Genomic DNA, 21,693 nt, shown 5'->3' with positions numbered 1-21,693 from the left:
TTTACTTTTGGCGAAGCAAATTATAACCCTTTACCATGCTGCTCAAAAATCCATCGCGAAAGATCAACACGCCCTAGAAAAGTGCGATTTATTTGAAAATAAATGGATAGGAGCGAGCCTGCAATGGGCCTCTTTTAAAGAGTCAGATTTAAGCAGAGGATCATTTTCAGAGGACTTCTGGGAACAATGCCAAATTCAGGGGTGTGATCTCACTCATTCAGAGTTAAATGGATTGGATCCTCGTAAAGTGGATTTAACTGGCGTGAAGATTTGTTCATGGCAACAAGAGCAGCTTTTGGAGCAACTGGGGGTGGTTGTTATTCCTGACAAACTGCTTTGATGTGCGATTTTAAACGCTCAAATTTATAAAGCTCATAATATTCTCAGCCTTACAATCATAGACATAGGAGCTACCATGTATAACTTTTTATCCTCTGGCGCATTTGTTGAAACCTTCACTATAGAGCCATATAGCAATGGGTCACTTAATGGGCTTACATTTGCCGTTAAAGATAATATTGATATTGCTCAGTATAAAACCTCCTATGGGAGCCCATCTTGGCAAAATAAACATAAGGCGGCCATTTATAACGCCTTGTGTGTTGATCAGCTATTAGGCTCAGGGGCAACCTGTTTAGGGAAGACGGTATCAGATGAATTCACATATAGTTTAGATGGCGAAAATTTCTTTTTTGGAACACCTATCAACCCAAAAGTGCCAGATAGAATACCGGGAGGCTCATCGAGTGGTTCGGCTTCTGCTGTTGCGTGTGGTTTAGTGGATTTTGCCATTGGAACTGATTCAGCAGGCTCAATCAGAGTGCCTGCAAGTTTATGTGGCGTTTACGCTATGCGACCAACGATGCATCGAATTTCAGAGGCAGGTGTCTTACCTTTTGTCCCTAGCACAAGTACGGTTGGGGCTTTTGCCAATGATATAAATGTATTGGGTGATGTTATGCAAACGCTTTTAAAAACTGACAGCGTCGCATCCCCAAAAATAGAGACAATTTACCTGCTTGAAGATGCCTTTAATATCTCTGATCCAGAGGTATCAGCTCTTATAAAAGAGAGTATCAACAATTTATTGGTTAATATTGATGCCAATGTGGTCTCTATTACACTGAGCGATATTCTTGGCGAAGAAGTAACACTTGATATGCTTAATGTTAATGCATTAAGACCATTACAAACTTTTGAGTTTTTGAACACTGTAGGTAACTGGATTGAACATGAATCGCCTGAACTTAGCCCATTTTTTGCTATGAAATATGAAACTGTGCGAAAGTTTGAACGCAAGTCGGTTAGCGATTCTCTTTGTCTTTGTGAGCGATATTTTCGTCAGATGTTCTCGTTTATTAAGAAGGGAGATTTGATTGTATTTCCCACTGTACCCACGATTGCACCATTAAAGAATTCGCTTGAGGATATGGAAACAGCGCTAGATTTTTATGACCGAACTATGTCGATCACTTCGTTTTCTGGTGTTGGTCGTCTGCCTGAAATATCGATACCAATAGCAAATATAGATAACGCTCCTGTTGGTCTGTCAGTGGCAGCAGGTTTCTATCAAGATGAATTTTTAATATCCAGTGCAAAGCAGTTACTTTTGAATTCTAGAAGTTCACCCAAGTAGTCTAAATACAACCTATGGTTATATTTCCTCCATGTGGCTAGAACTGACAGGTTGCTCTAATATCGTTTATGTCCAGAAATGTGCTGACATGAATGTGTAACACACCTTCGCCCCAAAATGACTTTCAAAAAGTATCATAGCAAATAACAGAATTATGGTTTTTGAGTACTTAGCTTTTTGGGGCAAAAAGTAGACTAGCCCCTATTCACTTTGATCTGGGTCAGCACGCTTGCTTAATCGCCTCCACCAACTTCACTAACTCTGCTTTGACCTCATTGGTTAACTCAAAGCCTATGTTGATTCTTAAGCAATCATTATAAAGCGATAGCGTGCTGAACAGTCTTCCCAAGCGAATATCAATTTGATTCTTTGCCATCAAGGATTCGAACTTTTCCGAGTCCAGATCGGGTACTTGTAACCAAAGCACCATTCCCCCTTGAGGGTTACTGATGTTGACCTTCTCAGGCAAATGCTCGGTAAGAAAACCAAGGTAAGCTTGCCTCAAATTAAGCAATTTAGTGCGGCGACGTTTTAGCTGCTTGGCGTAGTGCCCTGATTCGATAAAGTCTGCAATACCAAGCTGAGTTGGTAGAGACACCCCAAAGCTTGAAGCGCTATGTTGCTGACGATAACGTTCTATATAGCACCCAGGTAGACACCAGCCTAAACGGTAGCTAGGTGATAAACTTTTCGACACTGAACCACACCACAAGATGTAGCCACCTTGGTCATAATACTTGGCTGGCAATGGTGTATGCTCGGCGTAAGAGAGCTCTAGATAGACGTCATCTTCGATGATAGGCACTTGGTACTGATTGGCAAGCTCAGCCAACGTTTGCTTTTGCTGTGCTGACATAGTGATCCCTTGTGGATTCATGTGAGAGGTACAAAAAATGCCTGCTTTGACACTACTTTGCTTGAGATGAAATTCAAGCTGAGCCAAGTCGATGCCGTCTTCCAGTGATGGGATCTCAACAATCTTGCGACCCATTTGACCCAGTAAATCCAAAATACCGCTAAAACACGGCGAGCTAATCGCTATCGCATCCCCCACTTGGGTACACGATTCTAACGCAGACTTAATCGCAGGCATGCAACCAGAAGTGATGACCAACTCAGCTGGGTTAATATGCAGTCCACGCTTGGCAAAATGGGCACTCAGTGCATTTCGCAAAGACGGTTCACCTTGACTATTCGGGTACTGATTGAGCCTGCTATTACCTAAACGCTTACTGGCTCGGCGAAAGCTGCGCTCTAATTCATTCAACGCTTGTTCATCAATGTCCGTGCTAGAGACGCCAAGCGGCCCATTATATTCAGAATGAATCGCAAAGCTTTGGTCAACGCTCGAAACCTTACTGATGAATGGCACGATTTGAGGCGTTCGATGTTGGCTTTTACGAGCCGACACGTAATAACCCGCTTGAGGGCGAGCATGAATCCACCCTTGTGATTCCAGTTCTTGGTAACAGCGTACTGCCGTAGACATGCTCACCGACTGCTGTTTTGAAATCTGCCTAAGTGAGGGCATACGGCTACCTTGTGGCAATTTACCTGACTCAATTTCACGAACAAACTGGCTCGCCATCATTCTGTACATAGTCATAAGTGAAAAACTGTACCTTATTTTTATTAAAAAATTGTGTCTGTACCTATAACTGTACTCAAGCAATAATGTTTTTCAACAATAAGGGGGACAGTTATGATGCGTAACGATTTATTTTTAGCGGTGCTAGTAATGGCGATCTGGGGGTTCAACTTCTCGATGATTAAAATGGGCATTACCGAAGTTCACCCACTATTAGCAACGGCAGCAAGGTTCTCATTCGCTGTTTTACCAGCGCTCTTTTTTATTCGCAGACCAAATGTGGCTTGGCGCTACCTCATTAGCTACGGCATCGTATTTGGCGTGGGTATTTGGGGCATGGCTTCTTGGTCAATTACAGCTGGCCTTTCTTCAGGCATGTCATCGGTTTTACTCTCATCGAATGCCTTAATCAGCATGGCGGTAGGCGTTTTTATCCATAAAGAGATGATATCAAAACGTAAGGTCACAGGTGCAATTACGGCTCTGGTTGCTCTACTGATTTTGGCATACGCCACCAATGGCAACATTACCCCTCAAGGTCTGGCACTTATTATGATTGCCGCAACGTGTTGGACGATCATGGGGATGATCGTGAAAGCATCTAAAACCACTCAAGCTTTTGCCTTTAATGTTTGGGGGATGTTGTTTGCGCCAGTTCCGCTGGTACTGTTTGCGGTCAGTATGCATGGCCCGAGCATCGTAACCCATGCCTTTGACGTTTGGGATACTAGCACAACTATCGCCGTTGGATTTCAAGCTTACCCAACCACGCTATTTGGTTACTGGGTATGGAACCGTCTGCTGATCCTCTACCCACTAAGCATGACAGCCCCACTGACTTTACTTGTTCCTGTGTTTGCGCTGATATCAGGCTACTTCATGTATGACGAAGTGCTCAGCGTAGCTCAAATAATAGCTTGTACACTGTTTCTGATTGGTATTGGCTTAATCGTGAAACCACCTCAACCACAGAGATCAGTAAACGCTAAGCCAGTAACTCAAAGTTAACATTGCCTCGTACGTGCCGAAGCTGTCAACAAGAAAGGTGGGAGCGGGCCTTTCCTTTTGCCCTACCTAATCTTATCCGAAAGCTAGCCAACTCCGAGAAATCGTAACAAGCTTTTGTCCAGCTTCGAGTTAGCCGGATCTGGGCTGGCACATTTTATGCCCCAAAATGAGTTTGGGGTGACCAGAAATAGTCCTGTATAGGCATCAGCCAAATAATCAAACTAGGTGTCAGTGAACGTCTCACCGTTGCCTGTGGTATCACGAGCGCCTTGTAGAACAAAGAATCATAAATGAGTTACGACAATGCTTGTCTCATTTTACGGCCACCAACAGGGTTCAAACCGTTTTTTTGATAAAAGTTTAACGTACGTTCAAATTCAGGTAGAGGTGGCGTACATAATTCAATACAAGCCCATTCATGCTTATTGCCATACTTTTTCACCTGTTCTATTAACATTGAACCTACACCTGAAGCTCTAAAATCAGGTAGAACGTAAAACTCTTGTATGACACCAATTTTACCACCGGCATATAATGCATATGTTTCTGAAATAGTCGCGACTGCAATTGGCGTCTCGTTATGACGTCCAATAATTGCGGCATAGTGACCACCGTTAATTAATTTTTCACAACGTTCAATAGTGCCTGATAAATCGATATCAAAATGTGCTGCATTAGTTAATTCACATATTTCAGCAGTAAGATCTATAACTAAAGAACCTATTAATTCAGCATCATTTACGGTTGCTACTCTAAAGCTAATTTCCATATACCTACTCGATTATTGCTAACGTTGCGATAAAAGGCGAGCGCTAGCAAGTCCAACCCGCATTTTTGCGGGGGTGAATTGATGACGATTTAACCTTGTCATTTAAACTAGGTTGTCGTCTTTTGACAAGCTAACTTTATTCAAATTAAACCGTCCACCCCCCTTTTTATTTCAAAGAGTAATATATTGATTATTCTGTAACCTGATCGGTAGCTGGAGATCTCTAACTTTCAGCTCCGCCTATCATGTGAGTCTATAATAGGTGGTTTATCCCTTTCAATTACTTAGTTAAGTAATATCAGCAGCGTTATTACCTTGTAATAACGCTAAACGTTGCAGTGCCCCTTGTTCGGGTAGCTGGCGTTGCATTTTGCCGGTAAGGTAATGTTCTTTAAATACGTCAAACCAAGCGTTCATTAACGCGCCATTTTTGGGCTCATTTATACTGTCGTAAACCAGCGCCGCCACTTCAGCTGTCGCGAGTTGATGGTCTTGAACACTTTTTCGAATTAAATAACGCGATACCAAATCAGGTGCAAAAGACAACACCGGCAAGTGGGCAAGCCAAGGGCTCTTCTTGAACATTTTTCGCGCTTGGCTCCAACTTGCATCCAGTAGAATAAATAGCGGAATTTTACCTAGCGGAACTTCTGGCTGGCTCACCACTCGCTCTGACGCGGCATACTCACCGGGAAAAACAACAAACGCTTGGTATTTAGGATCATTAATGGTGTCGAGCATGGCCCGCTCAGGCTCAGTGCGCGACCATATATAAGCATGACAATCACTCGCTACATCTGCTATTAAGCGCCCGGTATTACTGGGTTTAAGCACTTCATCATCATACATGACCAGCATAAAGGCAGCTTGGCTTTTAATACTCGGTCGATGGGCGCAAATGCAAAGATGGGCATTGATCATGCACAATTTACATCTAACTACATTTGCCCCGCGCGCTAAATAGGGTCTTGTCACCCGTTGCATTCGCGCTTGATATAAGCGTTGCACAGCATGAGTTTCGCTCATAAATACCTTATAAATCTTAATATTACAGTCGGGACGCTAGCGTGCTTGCCAAGCTTCACTGCCATAAAGAGGCACTGTCGACAAAGAGTGTTTATGACTACCGTTAGTCTCTTTGGTTGAATAACTGAGATAGAGTAACGTTTGATGCTCAGCATCAAATACCCTACGCACTTTCAAACTTTTAAACAAAATACTTTTAGAGGCAGAAAAAACCACTTCACCACTCTTACTTTTGTCGATTTTTGCTATTTCAGCAGCGCTAATGGGACCCGTTTGGCGACAAGAAATAGCCATATCGGAAGGATCGGCAAAATCAAGATTGGCTTTAATATGACTTAGGTGACAAGTCACGCCGGGTAGCTTAGGGTCGGTCATGGCTTCGATGATCACATCTTTAGTCGTAAACAAGCCAAGACTAACTTTGCCTACGTCATCGCTGCATCCGCTAAGTAACAACAGAGCCGTAGTGAAACCAAATAGCGTGAATCTTTTTTTCATTGGGTAATCGCCTTAAAATGAGTCGCTGCTTTTTTTGTTAGCTGTTTGTTTGCCATTTTTACCATGCTACGTAAATGCGGTTTTAAATGGGGCAATGCCTTTTTATAGTCAAGATCATGGCTTTGGCAAAACAGTGCAATAGCATAGCAAGTTTCCGCCTCAGAAAGCATCGCTTGGCGGCCTAATTTTGTGTTATGACAACTGCCACAGCCGCCACCGCGAAAAGTAAAGGCACTATTGGCGACCATGATCCCTGCCCCTAGTGCGATACTCAGTAACTCTGCCGCTTGTGGTCGCATTTGTTCGCCGCCAATGGCATCCAACTCAGACGGTTGCAATAACCAATGACTTAACTGGATGGCCATGACAGAAACCAAGGCGTTTGGATTATTCAGGTGCGCGGGATGATAATCAATATATACCGGTTGACTAAGGGCATTTTGCTTTTGATTTAGCACCATCGGCTGCAGTAAGTGAGCAGGGAGCGAAACATCAAATTGATTGGGTGCTTTAATGGTAAAACTCTGCTGCTCTAAACCCATATACTGTTTTATCTGTTGCAAGGTTGCCAGCGCAATGCCTTCTGGCGAGTCTGCCTTACTCGGAAAGTCTTTAATTGTTGGGGTTATCAGTCGCGGACTAAATTGATGTAAAGCCATGACACGGTTAAATTGCGCCATGCCCTGCTCTAGCCATTGTTGCTGCTCAGCGCTAATCAGTTCAGCTGGACGCATTAAATTTTTCAACCAAGTTAACACAGGTACTCCTTGCACTGCATTTGCTTAAACTATTTGCTAATTAAACTAGCAACCGTAACAATACCACTTTTTATTACTAAGATCGTGTTTACCCAAGCAGCAAACGCTGAACATGCCGTCGCTTGGGTATAATGGCGCTTTGAATACGAAGGATTATTTTATGTCTCCGCGCTCAGCCGCTAGTCAAATTCAACAAATGTTGGATATGCAGCATCAAATGAATACTAAGGTTCACCCACAATGGTTCAATCAAGGTTTTGCTTGGCATCGTGCTATCTGGGTGGAATGCGCTGAAATGCTAGACCATTTTGGCTGGAAATGGTGGAAAAAACAAAACCCTGATACCGAGCAGGTTATGCTTGAGCTGGTTGATATTTTACACTTTGGTTTAAGTATTCGCATTGATGGCCAAACGTCATTTGACGTTATTTCTGAAACCTTAGCAAGCGAGCTTGAACAACCAAGCTTAGGCGATGACTTTCCCGCTACGTTAGAGCGCTTAGCAAGTGCGGCCGTAACAAATAAATCGTTTGATGCAAGGGCCTTCGCTGGTTGCATGCAACAAATAGGCTTAAGTTTTGATCAAATGTATCGCATGTATGTGGGTAAAAATACCTTAAACATGTTTCGCCAAAATAAAGGCTATCAAAGCGGTGAATACATTAAAGTGTGGGATAACAGAGAAGACAATGAGCACTTAATGGACATATTGCACCGCTTAGACAGTCAGTCGGTGCAATTTGCTAAAGAGGTCTATCAAGAGTTAGAGCGAGTTTATCCCGCTTAGAGCGTCACTATTTTACCTCAAAATTGACACAGGTATGACCGTCAATCCAGTATTGACGCTCATACCCACTAGCGGTTTTAACCGATTTTGAACCTAAGGCCCCTTCAACTAACAGACTTTGCTGCTCCGTCAGCTTATCCAACATCAGCTCGGCGGTTTTACCACGTAAATTGACTTCTAAAGTCGTCTGTTCAAGCTGCAACACCAACTTAAGGTAATCGGCATCACTCACACTCTTTAGCCGCTCAATTTGGCTCACTACTCCGCTGCAATATACTTGATTCCAAAACAATTTGTTTTTATCTGCCCACTGTAACTGAGCCACCTCGATGTATTTGCCCAAGCGACCTTGAACAAATAAAGCATCGCCAGCTTGTACTTGTTTAGCTATTTGCTCTGCTAGCGAATCCAACACTCGAACGGTAACAAAAGTATCATGGCTTTTAAGCTCGCCTTGAGCAGTTTTCCACGACTTTTTAACCACAAGATCCAGCATCAGCACAGCCTTGCCATCGGCAAAATAACGCACCGTGTTCTGCTTAGAAACAACATTGCCTAACAAGTTAACTTGGCAACCTAACACTTGATTATTCATGAATACACCTTAAGTTCTAACTCGTTAAAGGATACCCATGCAGGTTTTTTATTCAACGATTATCAACAGTTGGATAAAAATCTCTGAGTAGCACGTTAAGCATAAATGTCACAAAGTGATCAATTAGTCCCTTAAAGGAAGGCATTTTTGCTTCCTTCTCCTAATATAACTAGAGACAAAGGTAGCAGATTATCAATTTAGCCATTTTAAAACCCTAAGAGATGACATATATAGAGTAAACATCCATGAAAAAACCGACTGATACGGGAAAATCAATGAGAAAAACAGAAATAGTCACCACCGACGACATTTTATTAGTGTTATGTAAATCAGTCACCGGCGTACTGGCCAGTGCGACCGCTAGCGACATCAATTATTCTGCAATGGTACAAAAAATTAATAAAACATGTTTAAAACCAGACATTGGTTGTTTCGTGTTGTTTGATGGCGGCTTCTCGGGTTTAGTTTTGATCAATTTCTCAGCGGCAGCGGCGTTAGAAATTTATCACAATTACATGGTCAACATGGGCATTCCAAAAGAAGAGCTCGCCACCATGCACACCTCCGATGATGTTGGCAATGTAATGGGTGAATTAATGAACCAAATTGTGGGCGATTTTACCGGCGCTATCGGTAAAGAGCTGCATACTTCAATTACCCAAAACCAACCAAAAATGTTAACGATTAATAAACAAGTGGTGGTGTCGATCGACACAAACTTGGATCGCCCACAGGCAAGGCGGGTAACTTTTACTACCGAAAAGCACAATATTTTCTACCTTGAATTGGCAATGGATAAAACTGAATTTATCAAGCTACACGATTTTGATCCTAAAGCTGACGTTGATCCTGACCAAATCATCAGTGATACGCAGAACAATCAAAAAGCATCCGATAAACCTGCGCCAGCACCGACTGTTGATATAGACCAAGATCTACTCGACGAACTTGGTATTTAGTTTCATTTTTACAGTGTTGGTTAAGGTTTGGTTAAACTTTGTTTACCCATAATTTAACCAATACTGGGTCACTGATTTTGTAACAAAGTATCCTTATCATTACTTCATGGTCTAGCCTATTACCTGTCCTTTGATTTTATGGAGTTTGAAATGAAAAAAGTTCTATTGATATTGTGCCTACTGATATCTGGGCCCACTTTAGCTGACGAAGTGCAAGTGACAATTGATGATTTTAAGCAAGCCCCTCAAGTTAAACCCTTTTTCAAGAACTCTTATGGTTATGCTGTATTCCCAACCGTAGGTAAAGGAGGGTTAGGTATTGGCGGCTCATATGGCGAAGGTGTGGTATTTAAAGGAAATCAAAGGATGGGTGATACTTCGTTAGTGCAACTATCCTTTGGCTTTCAAGCCGGTGGGCAAGCATTTAGCGAGATTGTATTTTTCCAAGATAAACGCGCTTATGACAAGTTTACCAGTGGGAATTTCGAGTTAGCAGCGCAAGTTTCAGCCGTTGTTATCACGTTAGGCGCGCAAGCGAAAGCTAGCACCTCTGGGACATCTGCTGGTACCGATCATAAGCATCAGCATGGTACTTACGTTGAAGGCATGGCCATATTCACTTATGCAAAAGGAGGCCTAATGTACGAAGCGGCCATTGGAGGACAAAAATTTAATTTCACTCCTTACTAAACGATATTGTTAGACAACAATATTAGTGAAACTAAACCCCACTTTTTGCACCGTTGTTATTCATTACAGTTTTGTTAAAGTTCTAGTGACGAAAAAGCGAGCTTTACTTTCCATTTTAGCTCGCTTTATTTCTCGTCTACTTTTTTCTAACTCTTTCATATAAATGAAAAATACTTTCTCTATATTGGTTAAATTGAATGCAGCATTTTTTTTTACGAGATCAATTTTAAAAAAGCTTGCACATTTACCGATATATGGTATTTTTTCGCCGCTTTTTTATATCCGTCAAACAACACAAATGACGATTTAATTAAGTGTGAGATAGGAAGATCGCTAAGCTTGAAAACATTCAAGTTGGTGATAAAATGAGCAGCCCTTGCCGTATGGCCTTAATCTATACGGACAAGATAATCGGTATGGGGTAACCAGCCCCCGTAATAGTAGGGATAGTGTAAAGACATTTTGTCTTTCATTAACAGTTTTAGGAGCCCGAAATGATTATGATCTCTCAACAGACCAACCTACATCCGGTCACCAGTCAATTTTGCCTGGTGCCAGAGCCTTGATCGCCCCTTACTCAATTTAAATTTCTCCTTATGCGCTTTCGCATGGGTTTATTTTATTTATTCGTTAATTCGAAGCATTTATTGTCGCTTGAATTAATACAAAAAATTTATTGTTGGGATAACCAGTATGAATAACGTTGTTAACCTAGGGGTTGAGGAGCTAATCCACGACCAAATGATTCCTGAATTCAAAACAGTGTACGACTTAACACCTGATAATGTGTTGTTAAGCCAAGAGCACTATGAATCAGAAGTGCGCTCTTACCCAAGACGTTTTCCAATTGCGATCCAACATGCAAAGGGTGTATTGGTTCAAGATACCAAGGGACAAACTTTTCTTGATTGTTTAGCCGGTGCTGGCGCGTTGCCACTGGGTTACAACCACCCAGAAATCAATCAAGAAATCATTAACAAGCTCAACTCAGGTGTACCTTACCAAACACTTGATATTACTACGCCTACTAAAGATGCCTTCATCAAAGAAGTGATGGACTTTTTACCGGCTAAGTTTGCTAATGAATCATGTATTCAATTTTGCGGCCCATCAGGCGCAGATGCAGTAGAGGCAGCAATTAAGCTGGCTAAGCTGTACACTGGAAAAAATAATATTTTTTCTTTCCATGGTGCTTACCATGGTATGACCAATGGCTCACTGGCTTTAACAGGTAACTTAAATGCAAAAGAGCGCCGTACTGGTTTAATGTCAGATGTGCATTTCTTCCCCTTCCCTTATTCTTTACGCTGTAAGTTTGGTTTGGGCGGCGAAGCTGGTGACAAAGCATCGATTCGTTACATTGAGTCAGTATTGCACGACCAAGAAAGTGGCATTGTAAAACCGGCCGCGATCATCGTTGAGCCGATTCAAGGTGAAGGTGGTGCCATCCCTGCTTCTGCTTACTGGTTACAACAGCTACGTCGTATTACCGAAGAGCAAGGTATCCTACTTATTTTTGATGAAATTCAATGTGGTGTTGGTCGTTCAGGTCGTAACTTCGCATTCGAATACGCAGGCGTTGAGCCTGATATCTTAATTATGTCGAAAGCTATTGGCGGCGGTTTGCCTTTGTCATGCTTAGTATTTAAGAAAAAATTTGATAGCTGGAATGCGGGTGAACATACCGGTACTTTCCGTGGTAATCAGTTAGCAATGGCAACGGGCGCGAAGGCATTACAAATTATTAAGCGTGACAACTTAGTTGAAAACGCGCTAAACATGGGCGCTCGTTTAACCGAAAAATTGCTTGATCTACAAAGTAAGCAAGCCTGTATTGCTGAAGTACGCGGTAAAGGCTTAATGATTGGCATTGAAATTGTAGAGCCTGGCGCTACTAACGCAATGGGTGAGCCACTAGCCGACCCACAAATGGCGGCACGTATTCAGCGCGCAGCACTAGAGCGTGGCTTGATTATTGAAAAAGGCGGACGTCACGGTGCGGTACTACGTTTCTTGCCACCATTGATCATCAATGAAGAGCAAATTGATTATGCTGCGTGGGCTTTTGCCGAAGCAGTCAACGCGTCTGTGGAGTGCGCAAGTGAATAATTGGCAACAACATTTTATTCAAGTTGGTGAAAACGGTAGCGATAACTACCGTAATGCAATGTCTAACAGCGTTAACGAAATTGTTAAGGTGTTTGAGTCTGCAGATAAGCCTTACTCAGCCATGGATGCAACAACATTACAACGTGCTATTTATGATTTGCGTCTTGACCAAGGTAGCGTGTCACCATTGAGCCAAGTGATCAGCGAAACCGCTGAACTGGTCGCGCGCAACGCCATTATTGTGCAACATCCAGATTGCATTGCGCATTTGCACACGCCGCCACTGATTGCTGGGATCACTGCGGAGAACTTCATTGCCGCGCAGAACCAATCGATGGACTCGTGGGATCAATCGGCCTCAGCCACTTATGTTGAACAATACATAACTGATTGGCTATGCAAGCAATTTGGTTTTGATGAGCACAGTGATGGCGTATTCACCAGCGGTGGGACGCAAAGTAATATTATGGCGCTATTAATGGCGCGTGACTGGGTTGCTGATGTGATGTCCGGTCATAATATTCAAAAAGAAGGCTTGCCTGAATACGCACCGAAACTGCGTATTCTTTGCTCAACCAAGAGCCACTTTACCGTTAAAAAAGCTGCTTCAATTATGGGCTTAGGTGAAAAAGCTGTCGTGTGTGTACCAACGCACCAAGACGGCACACTTATTTTAACTGCACTTGAAGAGACGTTAACGCAATTAAAACAAGCGGAATTAATTCCGTTTGTCGTGGTCGGTACCGCTGGCACAACTGATCATGGCGCCATTGATGATCTAACGGCCATTAGTAGCATTGCCGAGCAGCACAAAATTTGGTTCCATGTTGACGCAGCCTATGGCGGCGCGGTGATCCTAAGTCAATCTAAACAGCGCTTAGCAGGCATCGAACTAGCTGACTCGGTAACGGTCGATTTCCATAAATTATGGTTCCAACCGGTTAGCTGTAGTGCGGTGATGCTAAAAAATAAGACGAATTTTAAGTACTTATTACATCATGCAGACTACTTAAACCGTGAAAGCGATGATTTGCCAAATTTAGTGGATAAAACCATCTCAACAACACGTCGCTTTGATGCGTTAAAAGTACTCATGACATTACGTGCTGTGGGCTCTGAAACACTGGGGCAAATGGTGGATCACTTGTTAGCACAAACCCAGCAAGTCGCAACCATGGTGACGCAGCACAATGAATTTGAGTTATTAGCTCAACCTCCACTATCAACTGTTTTGTTTAGATACATTGGTGAAAATACGGGTGCAAATGTTGACGAGTTTAATCGTCAGTTACGAGTGCAACTGTTGAAAGCAGGTATTGCGGTTTTAGGGGAAACAACCGTAGATGGCCAAGCAGCATTAAAGCTGACTATCTTGAACCCTTGTTTAACACTGAACAATTTTAACGAGCTGTTCGAAAAGATCGTGAAATTTGCGAAAGCGCTTAAATAATTTTTAGGAAAAAGTATGTCTATTTTACAAATAGGAGCCGGCGGAGTCGGATGGGTAATTGCGCACAAATGCGCTCAAAATAATGATGTTTTTGGCGATATTACTATCGCCTCACGAAATATTGAGAAGTGTGAAAAGATCATTGCATCAATCGCGTTACGTGATAATCAAAAAGACAAAAATGCCGCTATCAGTGCGGCAAAAGTCGATGCTGACGATTTAGATGCGCTGATAGAGTTAATTGAAGACGTTAAACCTAAACTCGTGATTAATGCTGGTCCTCCATGGGTTAATGTCACCATTATGGAAGCTTGTTACCGCACAAAAACATCGTACTTAGATACCTCTGTTGCGGCTGACTTATGTAGCCCTGGCCAACAAGTACCAGAGGCATATGATGTGCAATGGGCATACCGTGAACGCTTTAAAGCTGCGGGAATTACCGGCATTTTAGGTGCGGGTTTTGACCCTGGTGTTGTCAGTGTATTTGCCGCTTATGGCCACAAACACTTATTCGATGAAATTGACTCCATCGACGTGATGGATGTAAACGCTGGCGATCATGGACGTAAGTTTGCGACTAACTTCGATCCAGAAACCAACATGCTTGAAATTCAAGGGGATTCTTTCTACTTTGAAAATGGTGAGTGGCACCAAGTGCCTTGTCATAGTCGCGTGTTAGAGTTTGACTTCCCAGTAGTAGGTAAGCAAAAAGTGTATTCCATGGCTCACGATGAAGTGCGCTCTATGGCAGAGTTTATTCCGGCAAAACGCATTGAATTTTGGATGGGCTTTTCTGACAAATACCTAAACTATTTTAATGTGATGCGTGATATTGGCCTATTAAGCCCTGATCCGATTAACGTTGATGGTGTCGAATTGCAGCCATTGCGTGTATTGAAAGCGCTATTGCCTGATCCAACTTCTTTAGCACCCGGTTACACTGGAAAAACCTGTATCGGCACTTGGTTACAAGGTAAAAAAGACGGTCAACCACGTAGTGTATTTATCTATAATATCTGTGACCATGAAGAAGCCTATAACGAAGTTGAACACCAAGCTATTTCATATACCACAGGTGTTCCAGCCATAACAGCAGCGCTACTTTACTTCCAGAATAAATGGGCAGAGCCTGGTCTGTATAATGTAGAGCAACTAAACCCAGATGACTTTTTAGAGTTAATGCCGAAAATCGGCTTAAGCTGGGATGTGCAAGAGCTCACACCTAACGCTTAATCGAAAAGCTCCCAACTGGGGGCTTTTTTTTCGCAGATTTTAAGAGAAATAATATGACTGAATTAGCAACTCCCTACTTCATGATCCATGAAGACAAGTTAATCGACAACCTTGAAAAATGTAAAAAACTAAAAGAGCTCAGCGGCGTTAAACTGGTATTAGCATTAAAATGTTTTTCAACCTGGGGGGTGTTCAACATTATTGAACCTTATCTAGACGGCACCACCAGTAGTGGCCCTTATGAAGTGATGCTAGGCCATGAAACCTTCGGTAAAGAAACCCATGCCTACAGTGTCGGTTACAGTGAGCAAGATGTGCTTGATGTTGCCAACAAAAGCGACAAAATCATTTTTAACTCACAATCACAACTTAACCGTTTTGCGCATCTTGTGCCGGATTCATGTAAAGTGGGATTGCGACTAAATCCACAGCGCAGCGCAGCGGGACAAGACTTAGCCGATCCTGCTCGTCCGTTTTGCCGTTTAGGAGTGAGAAAGTCGATTCTAGAAGCTAACATCGCGGAGAAAATTTCAGGTGTGATGTTTCACATGAACTGTGAAAACAAGTCGGTGTCTTCATTTAGCGCCCTACTTGACCATATCACTGAAAACTTTTCTGATTTATTGGCCAAACTTGAATGGGTTAGTTTAGGCGGTGGCGTGTTCTTTACCTACCCCGGTTATGATCTTGAAGCTCTCGCCGCAAAGCTAAAAGAATTTAGTGAACTACACGGCGTGCAACTTTATCTTGAGCCAGGTGAAGCCGTCGTCACGAAAACCACTGACTTAGTCGTGACCGTAGTGGATATAGTAGAAAACAAAAAGCTAACTGCCATTGTGGACAGTGCGACTGAAGCGCATCGCTTAGACACCTTAATCTATAATGAACCTGCTAGTGTCGCAGAGGCTACTGAAGACGGCGAGCACGCTTATGTGATCGGCTCTTGCTCTTGCCTTGCCGGCGATCAATTTTGTGAAGCAAAGTTTGCGGAGCCACTTGAAATAGGCCAACGCCTAACCATCGCAGATAGCGGCGGTTATACCATGGTAAAATTAAACTGGTTTAACGGCATTAAAATGCCAGCGATTTACTGCCAACGCAGCAATGGTGAAGTTGAGCTACTTAACCAATTTGGCTATGAAGACTTCAAACGTATGCTGTCGGTGAATTCAGTTTCGGCTCAATAAAAACGATAGCAATCGGCGGTGACTGATGAAGTTCGCCGCCTATTATGAAAGCACCTAACCTTAGCTAGGTGAGCACTGGATTAAGCGGCGGTTTTTGCCATATTTTCAGTCACTTCACGGCGTTGTTTTTGCGCAGCCAATAAACTCACACTCGCGGCCATTAGCGCTTCATCATATGAAACAAGATAAGGCTCTACACTATTATTGGTTTCTTGTTCATCTGATTCATGGCTCTGCGCCATAAAAGACTCGGCTAATTGTGCTTGAGATTGTGCTGCGTAGACTCCCATTGTCTCAGCTCTGGCATCATCGTGAGTAGACAAATAATACGCTGAAGATGCCGATAGCCCTGCTCCGTTACCCGTTGCTAAATTAATTGCATCCGATGCAGCGTTATATTTATATTGAGTTTTTTTCAGCGCAATATAATCGTCTTTAAAATCGCTTGGTTTTGACCCTTCTGGTAATGGCGCAACAGGATGCACGGGTTTACCTTGCTGCTCTTGTAACATCAGCTGCTTTGCCGCATCTGAAATATTAACGGTATCGGAATATGGGCTCACCGAGGTTTGAGCAGGCCCAGCAACTGAGGCAGAATGAGATAATGCGTTTTTCATTATCATAGGTTGCATATTCGTGTGGGTAGTCGTGTTTGAAATATACATAAGTGGCCTCCTCATCGTTTCATGTATATTATCCTCCTAACACTGAACAGAGCCTGAACTGAGCAAGCCATTTTTATCACTTAGTGATAGTTAAATTTTTTGAGAACATAAAGTATGCATTATTAATGCAGCAAACTAGAGTGACGATGAAACCTTAATTGCTCACGCCATTTTGCATGCTCATCACCGGCGAGGTAAAAACCGTTTTCTATCATCACGGGTGAAACTAAACCAATAAAATCAACGGTTTTCATTTTGATCATTTCTTGGTGATTACCACCATTAAAATATATCCAAGGTTGTAATTCAAAGTCTGCGGCCATATATACCGGTAAGTGAAACAGCGGCCCTAACGGAGGGACAGCCCCCGACTCACACTGACTAAAATAGGGCATAAATTCTTCTTCACAGGCGATTAATATTCGCTCAGCATTTAGCTCCGGCGCTAATTCTTCTACATCCAGCTTATAGGGGGCTGGCACGACAACCATCGCAAGTTGTGCATCTAAATTGACAATCACGGCCTTAGCTAGTTCATAGCCTGAAATGTGTGCTGATTGCGCGCGGTGTTGGGAGGTGTAGGCGGGATCAAATTCACCAATATAATAGCTAATTTGATTTAACTCGAATAAGGCTTGCAGTTTTGCTTGGATCATAGCCGCTTCCTTTCTACTTCATTATGTAAAGTATAGAAGGAAACGGCTTAACAGCATATTTCTCTAAGTAGCAGCGGATTGTTATTGCATAATGATATTAGAGCTAACCACTTGGCTACTGATCCCCTGCCCTAAGGCTATGCCTAATTTCTTAGTAAATGCATCTATCGGTGACGGCTGCACTGTGTAGTTAATAATATCTTCAGCTTTAATCACATTACGAGCAACTTGCCCTGGGCTGCCTAGACCATCAATAAGGCCAAGCTCAAGTGCTTGTTCACCATTCCAAATTAAGCCACTGTACAAACCATCCGCTTCAGTGGCTTTTAAACGATCGCCTCGCCCATCTTCAACTACTTTAATAAATTGCTGATGAGTCTTGTTTAACACCTCTTGCCAGAACACTTTTTCCTCTTGCTTTAACGGTGAAAATGGGTCTAAGAAAGCCTTGTGCTCCCCCGCCGTAAAATGGCGGCGCTCCACACCCAGTTTTTCCATGGTGTCGGTAAAACCAAAGCTTGAAGCGGTAACCCCAATCGAGCCCACTAAACTTGCCTTATCAGCATAAATTTCATCTGCGGCAGCAGCAATGTAATAACCACCGGATGCACCTAGCTCGGAAATAACTGCATAAAGTTTCTTGTTTGGGTAAATGCCGCGTAAACGCTTGATTTCATCATATACATAACCCGCTTGCACCGGACTGCCACCGGGACTGTTGATGTGTAACATAACGGCTTTGCTGTGCTCATTCTCAAACGCCGCACGCAGTCCGGTCACAATAATATTAGCATTCGCATCTTGATCCGCCGCAATCACGCCTGTCACTTTAACCAGTGCCGTGTGCTCTTTGTCAGCAGATGCGCCCTGCTTCAAGTCTCCTATGTTTAAAAACATAAACAAGGCAACAAACAGGTAGATAAAAGTCAGTAGTTTAAAAACAATGCCCCAGCGCCGCGATTTTTTCTGCTCGCTAAAACTTTCTTTCATATATTGTTTGATCCATTGCTGTTCAGGCTCTTGGCTCACAGGTTAACTCCTTGATTGGGTGTCAATATTAGTTAGTTGATAAGAATATACAGAGCAAACAAACAATGATACCTAAACGATATTTTTTTTCGTCTCGATAACCATGTTCAACACAAAAACGCCATACTCAGCTGATTTAATCCACACCTGTTGACAACTGTATTTATCCACAGTACTTTAACCTCTCCATTGATCAAATATTTATATATAAATAGGCATATTATGATAAAAGGAAGCTGCTGTTGCGGAACTGTTCAATTTGAAATAAGCGAAAAACCGAACATGATAGGCATGTGTCATTGCAACCGATGTCGAAAAGTAGGCGCTAGCGCCTTGGCATTCGTCAAATCAGATACCTTCTGTATTACGGCAGGCCAAAGCAAAATTACAACATTTAAAGCAGTGCCTCCTTACCAATATAATCGTTGCTTTTGTTCTGTTTGCGGTACCTCACTTGGCGAAATACTGTCAGATATGGAGTTTTTCCCTATTAATGCCAACTGTATAGACAGTGAACTCGATCTGGAAGTTAAGTTTCATGAGTTTGTTTCCGAGAAACCAAGTTGGTTAGTAATTGGTGATAAGGCAAAACAATTTATTGAGCACCCACATGAATAATGAGTAAGATACTCTACTTAGGAGGCAATATGTCTACAAACATAATTAAATCTTCTGTGGCTACCGTTCAAGTTGGCGTAGCAAAAGCCGATGGCAAACTGCTGTTAACAGATTCAGTCGTTATTTTTGAACCTTACAATCAGCAATTTGGACTTGGCCCCTACCAATTTAAGCGCAATGAAATCACCTCAGTGACCAAGTGTTTAGGTAAAGGCGGTGGCATATTACCTATCACAACAGACGCGATACGCATTACCTTGTCAAGTGGACAAGTTTACGAATTGATTATTTCGGATCCCGAGCAATGGATCAGTGAACTAAGTGAGGCTGTCTAAAAAAGTATCAAACAAAAATGGCCAAAAAAAGCCGCTGTCATAGCGGCTTAGGCAAGAGTGTAAAACGAAAACTTAGCCCTGCTTAAGGCTGATCAGCGCTTGTTTTTCACTATCGGATAAAAATGCCATTGCTAAGCCATTCTTTTGCAACGTAAATATTTCGCTTTGGCTTAAGCCTATCTCGCTAGCGGCAATCTGATACTCGTGAGCGATATCAATGTTACTGACACCTGGATCATCGGTGTTAAGGCTCACGGGCACACCAGCGTTAAGGAAAGTTTTAATCGGATGCGTTTTATAATCTGCCACCGTTGAGGTGTGAATATTGCTGGTTGGACAAGACTCAATACCGATACTATTGGCCGCCATAAACGCGAGTAATTTTTCATCATGTATTGCTTTAACGCCATGGCCAATTCGCGTCGCGCCAAGCTCGTTAATGGCCTGCCAAATACTTTCGCTGCCAGCTGCTTCACCCGCGTGTACAGTGATGGCTAAATCACTTGCACGCACTTTAGCAAAGTGTTCATTAAATAATTCACCTGGGAAGCCAAGCTCATCACCGGCTAAATCCATCGCCACTAAATGCTGTTTACACGCCAATAAAGCGTTTAATTCGTCTAAACACGCTTGTTGACCAAAGGTACGCGACATAATACCTATTAAATTCACTTTGATAGCGTGATCTTTTAAACCTGCTTGAACACCATCAACCACAGCTTCAACCACACCTTGTAGTGGTAACTTATGAGCCATGGCCATGTAATATGGGCTAAAACGTAATTCGGTATAATCCAGTCCTGAAATAGCCGCATCGGCAACGTTTTCATAAGCAATACGTTTCACTGCGTCTAAATCGGCAAGCACTCCCACCATCCAATCCAGTTTAGCTAAAAAAGCCACTAGGCTACTTTCTTTTCCTTGAATTTGAACATAAGGAGCGAGCGTTGCTAGTGAGTCAGCAGGTAACTTAATATTGTGTTGTTGTGCCAGCTCCCAAATGGTGTTAACACGCACATTACCGTCTAAGTGACGGTGTAAATCAACGAGTGGGTATTGCTTATTAATCATTTTTTGCAGTCCAGATTAGGGTTATCGTGGATTATAAAAAAGTCAGGCCTAAGCCTGACTTTCATTAATTAATGGCAAGCATTAATTAGAAGTTGTAACGCATAGAGTAGATCACGGCGTTTAGGTTGTCAGCACTGCCTAGCTTTTTATCAGCGTAACGGTATTGAATACCTGCAGTGATGTTGTCTGTTGCATTCCACCAGAAGCCAAGTGCACCGTTCATTGATGTGCCCTTTTCTTCACCAGAAGAAGCAATATATGCATCTTTACGGCTAAATTCCATCTCGTGCCAGTTAGATACCCAGAAGTTTTGATCAAATGCGGTAAAGTTGTAAACCGCAGTCCAACCGGCCATGCCACCGTTGAAGCCAGAGAAACCAGAGGTCCAAGATGGGTTAGTAATGGTGTAGTGGCTACCAATGAATGGCGCTACAAACCAGCCTTCACCTTCAAAACGGTATTGACCACCTAGCACTGTGTTACTCGAAGAGAAGCCACTTGAGTCTGTCGCATAGTGCTGAGCATAAGCGCGAAAGCCTGATTCGCCAAGCTTGTAAGCTGCAGTACCTTTGTAAGCAGTACGTAGGTCACTTGAATCTTCTTGTACGTTTTCAACATCGAAGAAACCGTATAGTTCACCCCAAGAGAAGCCTGCGCCACCCTCTAGCTCAAGGTAAACGAAGTCTTTGTGGTGTGCCGCACGCTCTTCACTGCCGTTTGACCAATCAAGTGCGTTAACGCTTACGTTACCAAAACCGTATAAGTATTCTGCGCTAGCAGGTGCACTTAGGCCCAAAGTGATAGCTGCTGCAATGGCAATTTTTTTCATTTTAATATCCCTGTCTTTTTGCTCACGGTAATTAGATTGCAATGTTTAGGTGTTAACCATTGCGTTAATCTGGTGGCCGATTTTAAAGACAGTCAATCAAATAAAGCAGCGCAAAATCACACTTTTAATGCTTTTTCCTATCAGTTTTTACAGTATTAACCACACGTGTTTATTAATGAATAAAATATAAAACA

At 42.7% G+C, this 21,693-nt stretch carries 23 protein-coding genes; 12 read left to right on the top strand and 11 right to left on the bottom strand.

What is annotated here, in order from left to right; all coding sequences use genetic code 11:
* Positions 1-340 (top strand): pentapeptide repeat-containing protein (locus K1M91_RS16025; protein ID WP_232803269.1); only part of this gene is annotated, 340 nt, incomplete at its 5' end.
* A gap of 75 nt (positions 341-415) precedes the next feature.
* A complete protein-coding gene (locus tag K1M91_RS16020) occupies positions 416-1,636 on the top strand; it encodes an amidase family protein (RefSeq protein ID WP_232803268.1) in 1,221 nt (406 codons plus the stop codon).
* Between the two features lie 220 nt (positions 1,637-1,856).
* On the opposite strand, the gene K1M91_RS16015 is transcribed toward K1M91_RS16020, so the two are convergent.
* Complete coding sequence (locus tag K1M91_RS16015) at positions 1,857-3,242, bottom strand: PLP-dependent aminotransferase family protein (protein WP_232803267.1); 1,386 nt, start codon at positions 3,240-3,242, stop codon at positions 1,857-1,859.
* Between the two features lie 96 nt (positions 3,243-3,338).
* Between K1M91_RS16015 and K1M91_RS16010 the strand changes: the two genes are divergently transcribed.
* Positions 3,339-4,232 (top strand): EamA family transporter, encoded by an 894-nt coding sequence (locus K1M91_RS16010; RefSeq protein ID WP_232803266.1) that lies wholly within the window; start codon positions 3,339-3,341, stop codon positions 4,230-4,232.
* A gap of 295 nt (positions 4,233-4,527) precedes the next feature.
* On the opposite strand, the gene K1M91_RS16005 is transcribed toward K1M91_RS16010, so the two are convergent.
* From K1M91_RS16005 to K1M91_RS15990, 4 genes are all read right to left on the bottom strand, one after another.
* Positions 4,528-5,001, bottom strand: coding sequence for a GNAT family N-acetyltransferase (locus K1M91_RS16005; RefSeq protein ID WP_232803265.1), 474 nt, complete (start codon positions 4,999-5,001; stop codon positions 4,528-4,530).
* Positions 5,002-5,289: 288 nt separating this feature from the next.
* Positions 5,290-6,027: a tRNA-uridine aminocarboxypropyltransferase gene (locus tag K1M91_RS16000; protein ID WP_232803264.1), complete on the bottom strand. Its 738-nt coding sequence runs from the start codon at positions 6,025-6,027 to the stop codon at positions 5,290-5,292.
* Positions 6,028-6,063: 36 nt separating this feature from the next.
* Positions 6,064-6,525: a CreA family protein gene (locus K1M91_RS15995; RefSeq protein WP_232803263.1), complete on the bottom strand. Its 462-nt coding sequence runs from the start codon at positions 6,523-6,525 to the stop codon at positions 6,064-6,066.
* Positions 6,522-7,283 carry a hypothetical protein gene (locus tag K1M91_RS15990; RefSeq protein WP_232803262.1) on the bottom strand — a complete coding sequence of 254 codons (762 nt, stop codon included), beginning with the start codon at positions 7,281-7,283 and terminating at the stop codon, positions 6,522-6,524. Before K1M91_RS15990 ends, K1M91_RS15995 begins: the two co-directional genes overlap by 4 nt.
* 160 nt (positions 7,284-7,443) lie before the next feature.
* On the opposite strand from K1M91_RS15990, the gene K1M91_RS15985 reads away from it, so the two are divergent.
* Complete coding sequence (locus tag K1M91_RS15985; protein WP_232803261.1) at positions 7,444-8,070, top strand: dUTP diphosphatase; 627 nt, start codon at positions 7,444-7,446, stop codon at positions 8,068-8,070.
* A 7-nt stretch (positions 8,071-8,077) separates the two neighbouring features.
* Here the strand turns inward: K1M91_RS15985 and K1M91_RS15980 are convergent, their stop codons facing one another.
* Complete coding sequence (locus tag K1M91_RS15980; RefSeq protein WP_232803260.1) at positions 8,078-8,665, bottom strand: single-stranded DNA-binding protein; 588 nt, start codon at positions 8,663-8,665, stop codon at positions 8,078-8,080.
* A 275-nt stretch (positions 8,666-8,940) separates the two neighbouring features.
* On the opposite strand from K1M91_RS15980, the gene K1M91_RS15975 reads away from it, so the two are divergent.
* The 6 genes from K1M91_RS15975 to nspC all read left to right on the top strand — a co-directional run bounded on the left by K1M91_RS15975 (position 8,941) and on the right by nspC (position 16,296).
* Positions 8,941-9,624, top strand: coding sequence for a DUF3334 family protein (locus K1M91_RS15975; protein ID WP_232803270.1), 684 nt, complete (start codon positions 8,941-8,943; stop codon positions 9,622-9,624).
* A 150-nt stretch (positions 9,625-9,774) separates the two neighbouring features.
* Entirely contained in the window at positions 9,775-10,314 is a 540-nt protein-coding gene (locus tag K1M91_RS15970) for a lipid-binding SYLF domain-containing protein (RefSeq protein ID WP_232803259.1), read from the top strand.
* A gap of 693 nt (positions 10,315-11,007) precedes the next feature.
* Positions 11,008-12,423 carry a diaminobutyrate--2-oxoglutarate transaminase family protein gene (locus K1M91_RS15965; RefSeq protein ID WP_232803258.1) on the top strand — a complete coding sequence of 472 codons (1,416 nt, stop codon included), beginning with the start codon at positions 11,008-11,010 and terminating at the stop codon, positions 12,421-12,423.
* Positions 12,416-13,873 (top strand): aspartate aminotransferase family protein, encoded by a 1,458-nt coding sequence (locus K1M91_RS15960; RefSeq protein WP_232803257.1) that lies wholly within the window; start codon positions 12,416-12,418, stop codon positions 13,871-13,873. Before K1M91_RS15965 ends, K1M91_RS15960 begins: the two co-directional genes overlap by 8 nt.
* 15 nt (positions 13,874-13,888) lie before the next feature.
* The gene (locus K1M91_RS15955; protein ID WP_232803256.1) at positions 13,889-15,109 is read left to right on the top strand and encodes a carboxynorspermidine synthase; all 1,221 of its coding nucleotides are present in this window, start codon (positions 13,889-13,891) and stop codon (positions 15,107-15,109) included.
* Between the two features lie 53 nt (positions 15,110-15,162).
* Positions 15,163-16,296 carry a carboxynorspermidine decarboxylase gene (gene nspC, locus K1M91_RS15950; protein ID WP_232803255.1) on the top strand — a complete coding sequence of 378 codons (1,134 nt, stop codon included), beginning with the start codon at positions 15,163-15,165 and terminating at the stop codon, positions 16,294-16,296.
* Between the two features lie 80 nt (positions 16,297-16,376).
* On the opposite strand, the gene K1M91_RS15945 is transcribed toward nspC, so the two are convergent.
* The 3 genes from K1M91_RS15945 to sppA form a co-directional block, all read right to left on the bottom strand.
* A complete protein-coding gene (locus tag K1M91_RS15945) occupies positions 16,377-16,961 on the bottom strand; it encodes a hypothetical protein (protein WP_232803254.1) in 585 nt (194 codons plus the stop codon).
* 122 nt (positions 16,962-17,083) lie between these two features.
* Positions 17,084-17,617 carry a YbaK/EbsC family protein gene (locus tag K1M91_RS15940; RefSeq protein WP_232803253.1) on the bottom strand — a complete coding sequence of 178 codons (534 nt, stop codon included), beginning with the start codon at positions 17,615-17,617 and terminating at the stop codon, positions 17,084-17,086.
* Positions 17,618-17,698: 81 nt separating this feature from the next.
* A complete protein-coding gene (gene sppA, locus K1M91_RS15935; RefSeq protein WP_232803252.1) occupies positions 17,699-18,646 on the bottom strand; it encodes a signal peptide peptidase SppA in 948 nt (315 codons plus the stop codon).
* A 222-nt stretch (positions 18,647-18,868) separates the two neighbouring features.
* Here sppA and K1M91_RS15930 point away from each other — a divergent pair, with 222 nt between their 5' ends.
* On the top strand, positions 18,869-19,264 hold the full coding sequence (locus K1M91_RS15930; protein WP_348983272.1) for a GFA family protein: 396 nt from the start codon (positions 18,869-18,871) through the stop codon (positions 19,262-19,264).
* A 29-nt stretch (positions 19,265-19,293) separates the two neighbouring features.
* The gene (locus tag K1M91_RS15925) at positions 19,294-19,599 is read left to right on the top strand and encodes a hypothetical protein (RefSeq protein WP_232803250.1); all 306 of its coding nucleotides are present in this window, start codon (positions 19,294-19,296) and stop codon (positions 19,597-19,599) included.
* A gap of 72 nt (positions 19,600-19,671) precedes the next feature.
* On the opposite strand, the gene add is transcribed toward K1M91_RS15925, so the two are convergent.
* Together add and K1M91_RS15915 are read right to left on the bottom strand one after the other, a co-directional pair.
* Positions 19,672-20,670: an adenosine deaminase gene (gene add / locus K1M91_RS15920; RefSeq protein WP_232803249.1), complete on the bottom strand. Its 999-nt coding sequence runs from the start codon at positions 20,668-20,670 to the stop codon at positions 19,672-19,674.
* Positions 20,671-20,755: 85 nt separating this feature from the next.
* On the bottom strand, positions 20,756-21,499 hold the full coding sequence (locus K1M91_RS15915) for an outer membrane protein OmpK (protein WP_232803248.1): 744 nt from the start codon (positions 21,497-21,499) through the stop codon (positions 20,756-20,758).
* Between the last annotated feature and the right edge of the window lie 194 nt (positions 21,500-21,693).

Origin of the sequence: Motilimonas sp. E26 (genome assembly GCF_021278025.1) — a bacterium.
Classification (GTDB): domain Bacteria; phylum Pseudomonadota; class Gammaproteobacteria; order Enterobacterales; family CBDFNC01; genus Motilimonas.
This window is presented reverse-complemented; position numbering and strand designations above follow the sequence as displayed.

What these genes read in the sequence shown, in the direction of transcription:
- K1M91_RS15980 (WP_232803260.1), bottom strand. Translation starts at nt 8,665, where the DNA reads ATGAATAATCAAGTGTTAGGTTGCCAAGTTAACTTGTTAGGCAATGTT.
- add (WP_232803249.1), bottom strand. Translation starts at nt 20,670, where the DNA reads ATGATTAATAAGCAATACCCACTCGTTGATTTACACCGTCACTTAGAC.
- K1M91_RS15930 (WP_348983272.1), top strand. Translation starts at nt 18,869, where the DNA reads ATGATAAAAGGAAGCTGCTGTTGCGGAACTGTTCAATTTGAAATAAGC.
- K1M91_RS16015 (WP_232803267.1), bottom strand. Translation starts at nt 3,242, where the DNA reads ATGACTATGTACAGAATGATGGCGAGCCAGTTTGTTCGTGAAATTGAG.
- K1M91_RS15995 (WP_232803263.1), bottom strand. Translation starts at nt 6,525, where the DNA reads ATGAAAAAAAGATTCACGCTATTTGGTTTCACTACGGCTCTGTTGTTA.
- K1M91_RS16010 (WP_232803266.1), top strand. Translation starts at nt 3,339, where the DNA reads ATGATGCGTAACGATTTATTTTTAGCGGTGCTAGTAATGGCGATCTGG.
- K1M91_RS15955 (WP_232803256.1), top strand. Translation starts at nt 13,889, where the DNA reads ATGTCTATTTTACAAATAGGAGCCGGCGGAGTCGGATGGGTAATTGCG.
- K1M91_RS15985 (WP_232803261.1), top strand. Translation starts at nt 7,444, where the DNA reads ATGTCTCCGCGCTCAGCCGCTAGTCAAATTCAACAAATGTTGGATATG.
- K1M91_RS15945 (WP_232803254.1), bottom strand. Translation starts at nt 16,961, where the DNA reads ATGTATATTTCAAACACGACTACCCACACGAATATGCAACCTATGATA.
- K1M91_RS15925 (WP_232803250.1), top strand. Translation starts at nt 19,294, where the DNA reads ATGTCTACAAACATAATTAAATCTTCTGTGGCTACCGTTCAAGTTGGC.
- K1M91_RS16020 (WP_232803268.1), top strand. Translation starts at nt 416, where the DNA reads ATGTATAACTTTTTATCCTCTGGCGCATTTGTTGAAACCTTCACTATA.
- K1M91_RS16005 (WP_232803265.1), bottom strand. Translation starts at nt 5,001, where the DNA reads ATGGAAATTAGCTTTAGAGTAGCAACCGTAAATGATGCTGAATTAATA.
- K1M91_RS15965 (WP_232803258.1), top strand. Translation starts at nt 11,008, where the DNA reads ATGAATAACGTTGTTAACCTAGGGGTTGAGGAGCTAATCCACGACCAA.
- K1M91_RS16000 (WP_232803264.1), bottom strand. Translation starts at nt 6,027, where the DNA reads ATGAGCGAAACTCATGCTGTGCAACGCTTATATCAAGCGCGAATGCAA.
- K1M91_RS15940 (WP_232803253.1), bottom strand. Translation starts at nt 17,617, where the DNA reads ATGATCCAAGCAAAACTGCAAGCCTTATTCGAGTTAAATCAAATTAGC.
- K1M91_RS15970 (WP_232803259.1), top strand. Translation starts at nt 9,775, where the DNA reads ATGAAAAAAGTTCTATTGATATTGTGCCTACTGATATCTGGGCCCACT.
- nspC (WP_232803255.1), top strand. Translation starts at nt 15,163, where the DNA reads ATGACTGAATTAGCAACTCCCTACTTCATGATCCATGAAGACAAGTTA.
- K1M91_RS15915 (WP_232803248.1), bottom strand. Translation starts at nt 21,499, where the DNA reads ATGAAAAAAATTGCCATTGCAGCAGCTATCACTTTGGGCCTAAGTGCA.
- K1M91_RS15975 (WP_232803270.1), top strand. Translation starts at nt 8,941, where the DNA reads ATGAGAAAAACAGAAATAGTCACCACCGACGACATTTTATTAGTGTTA.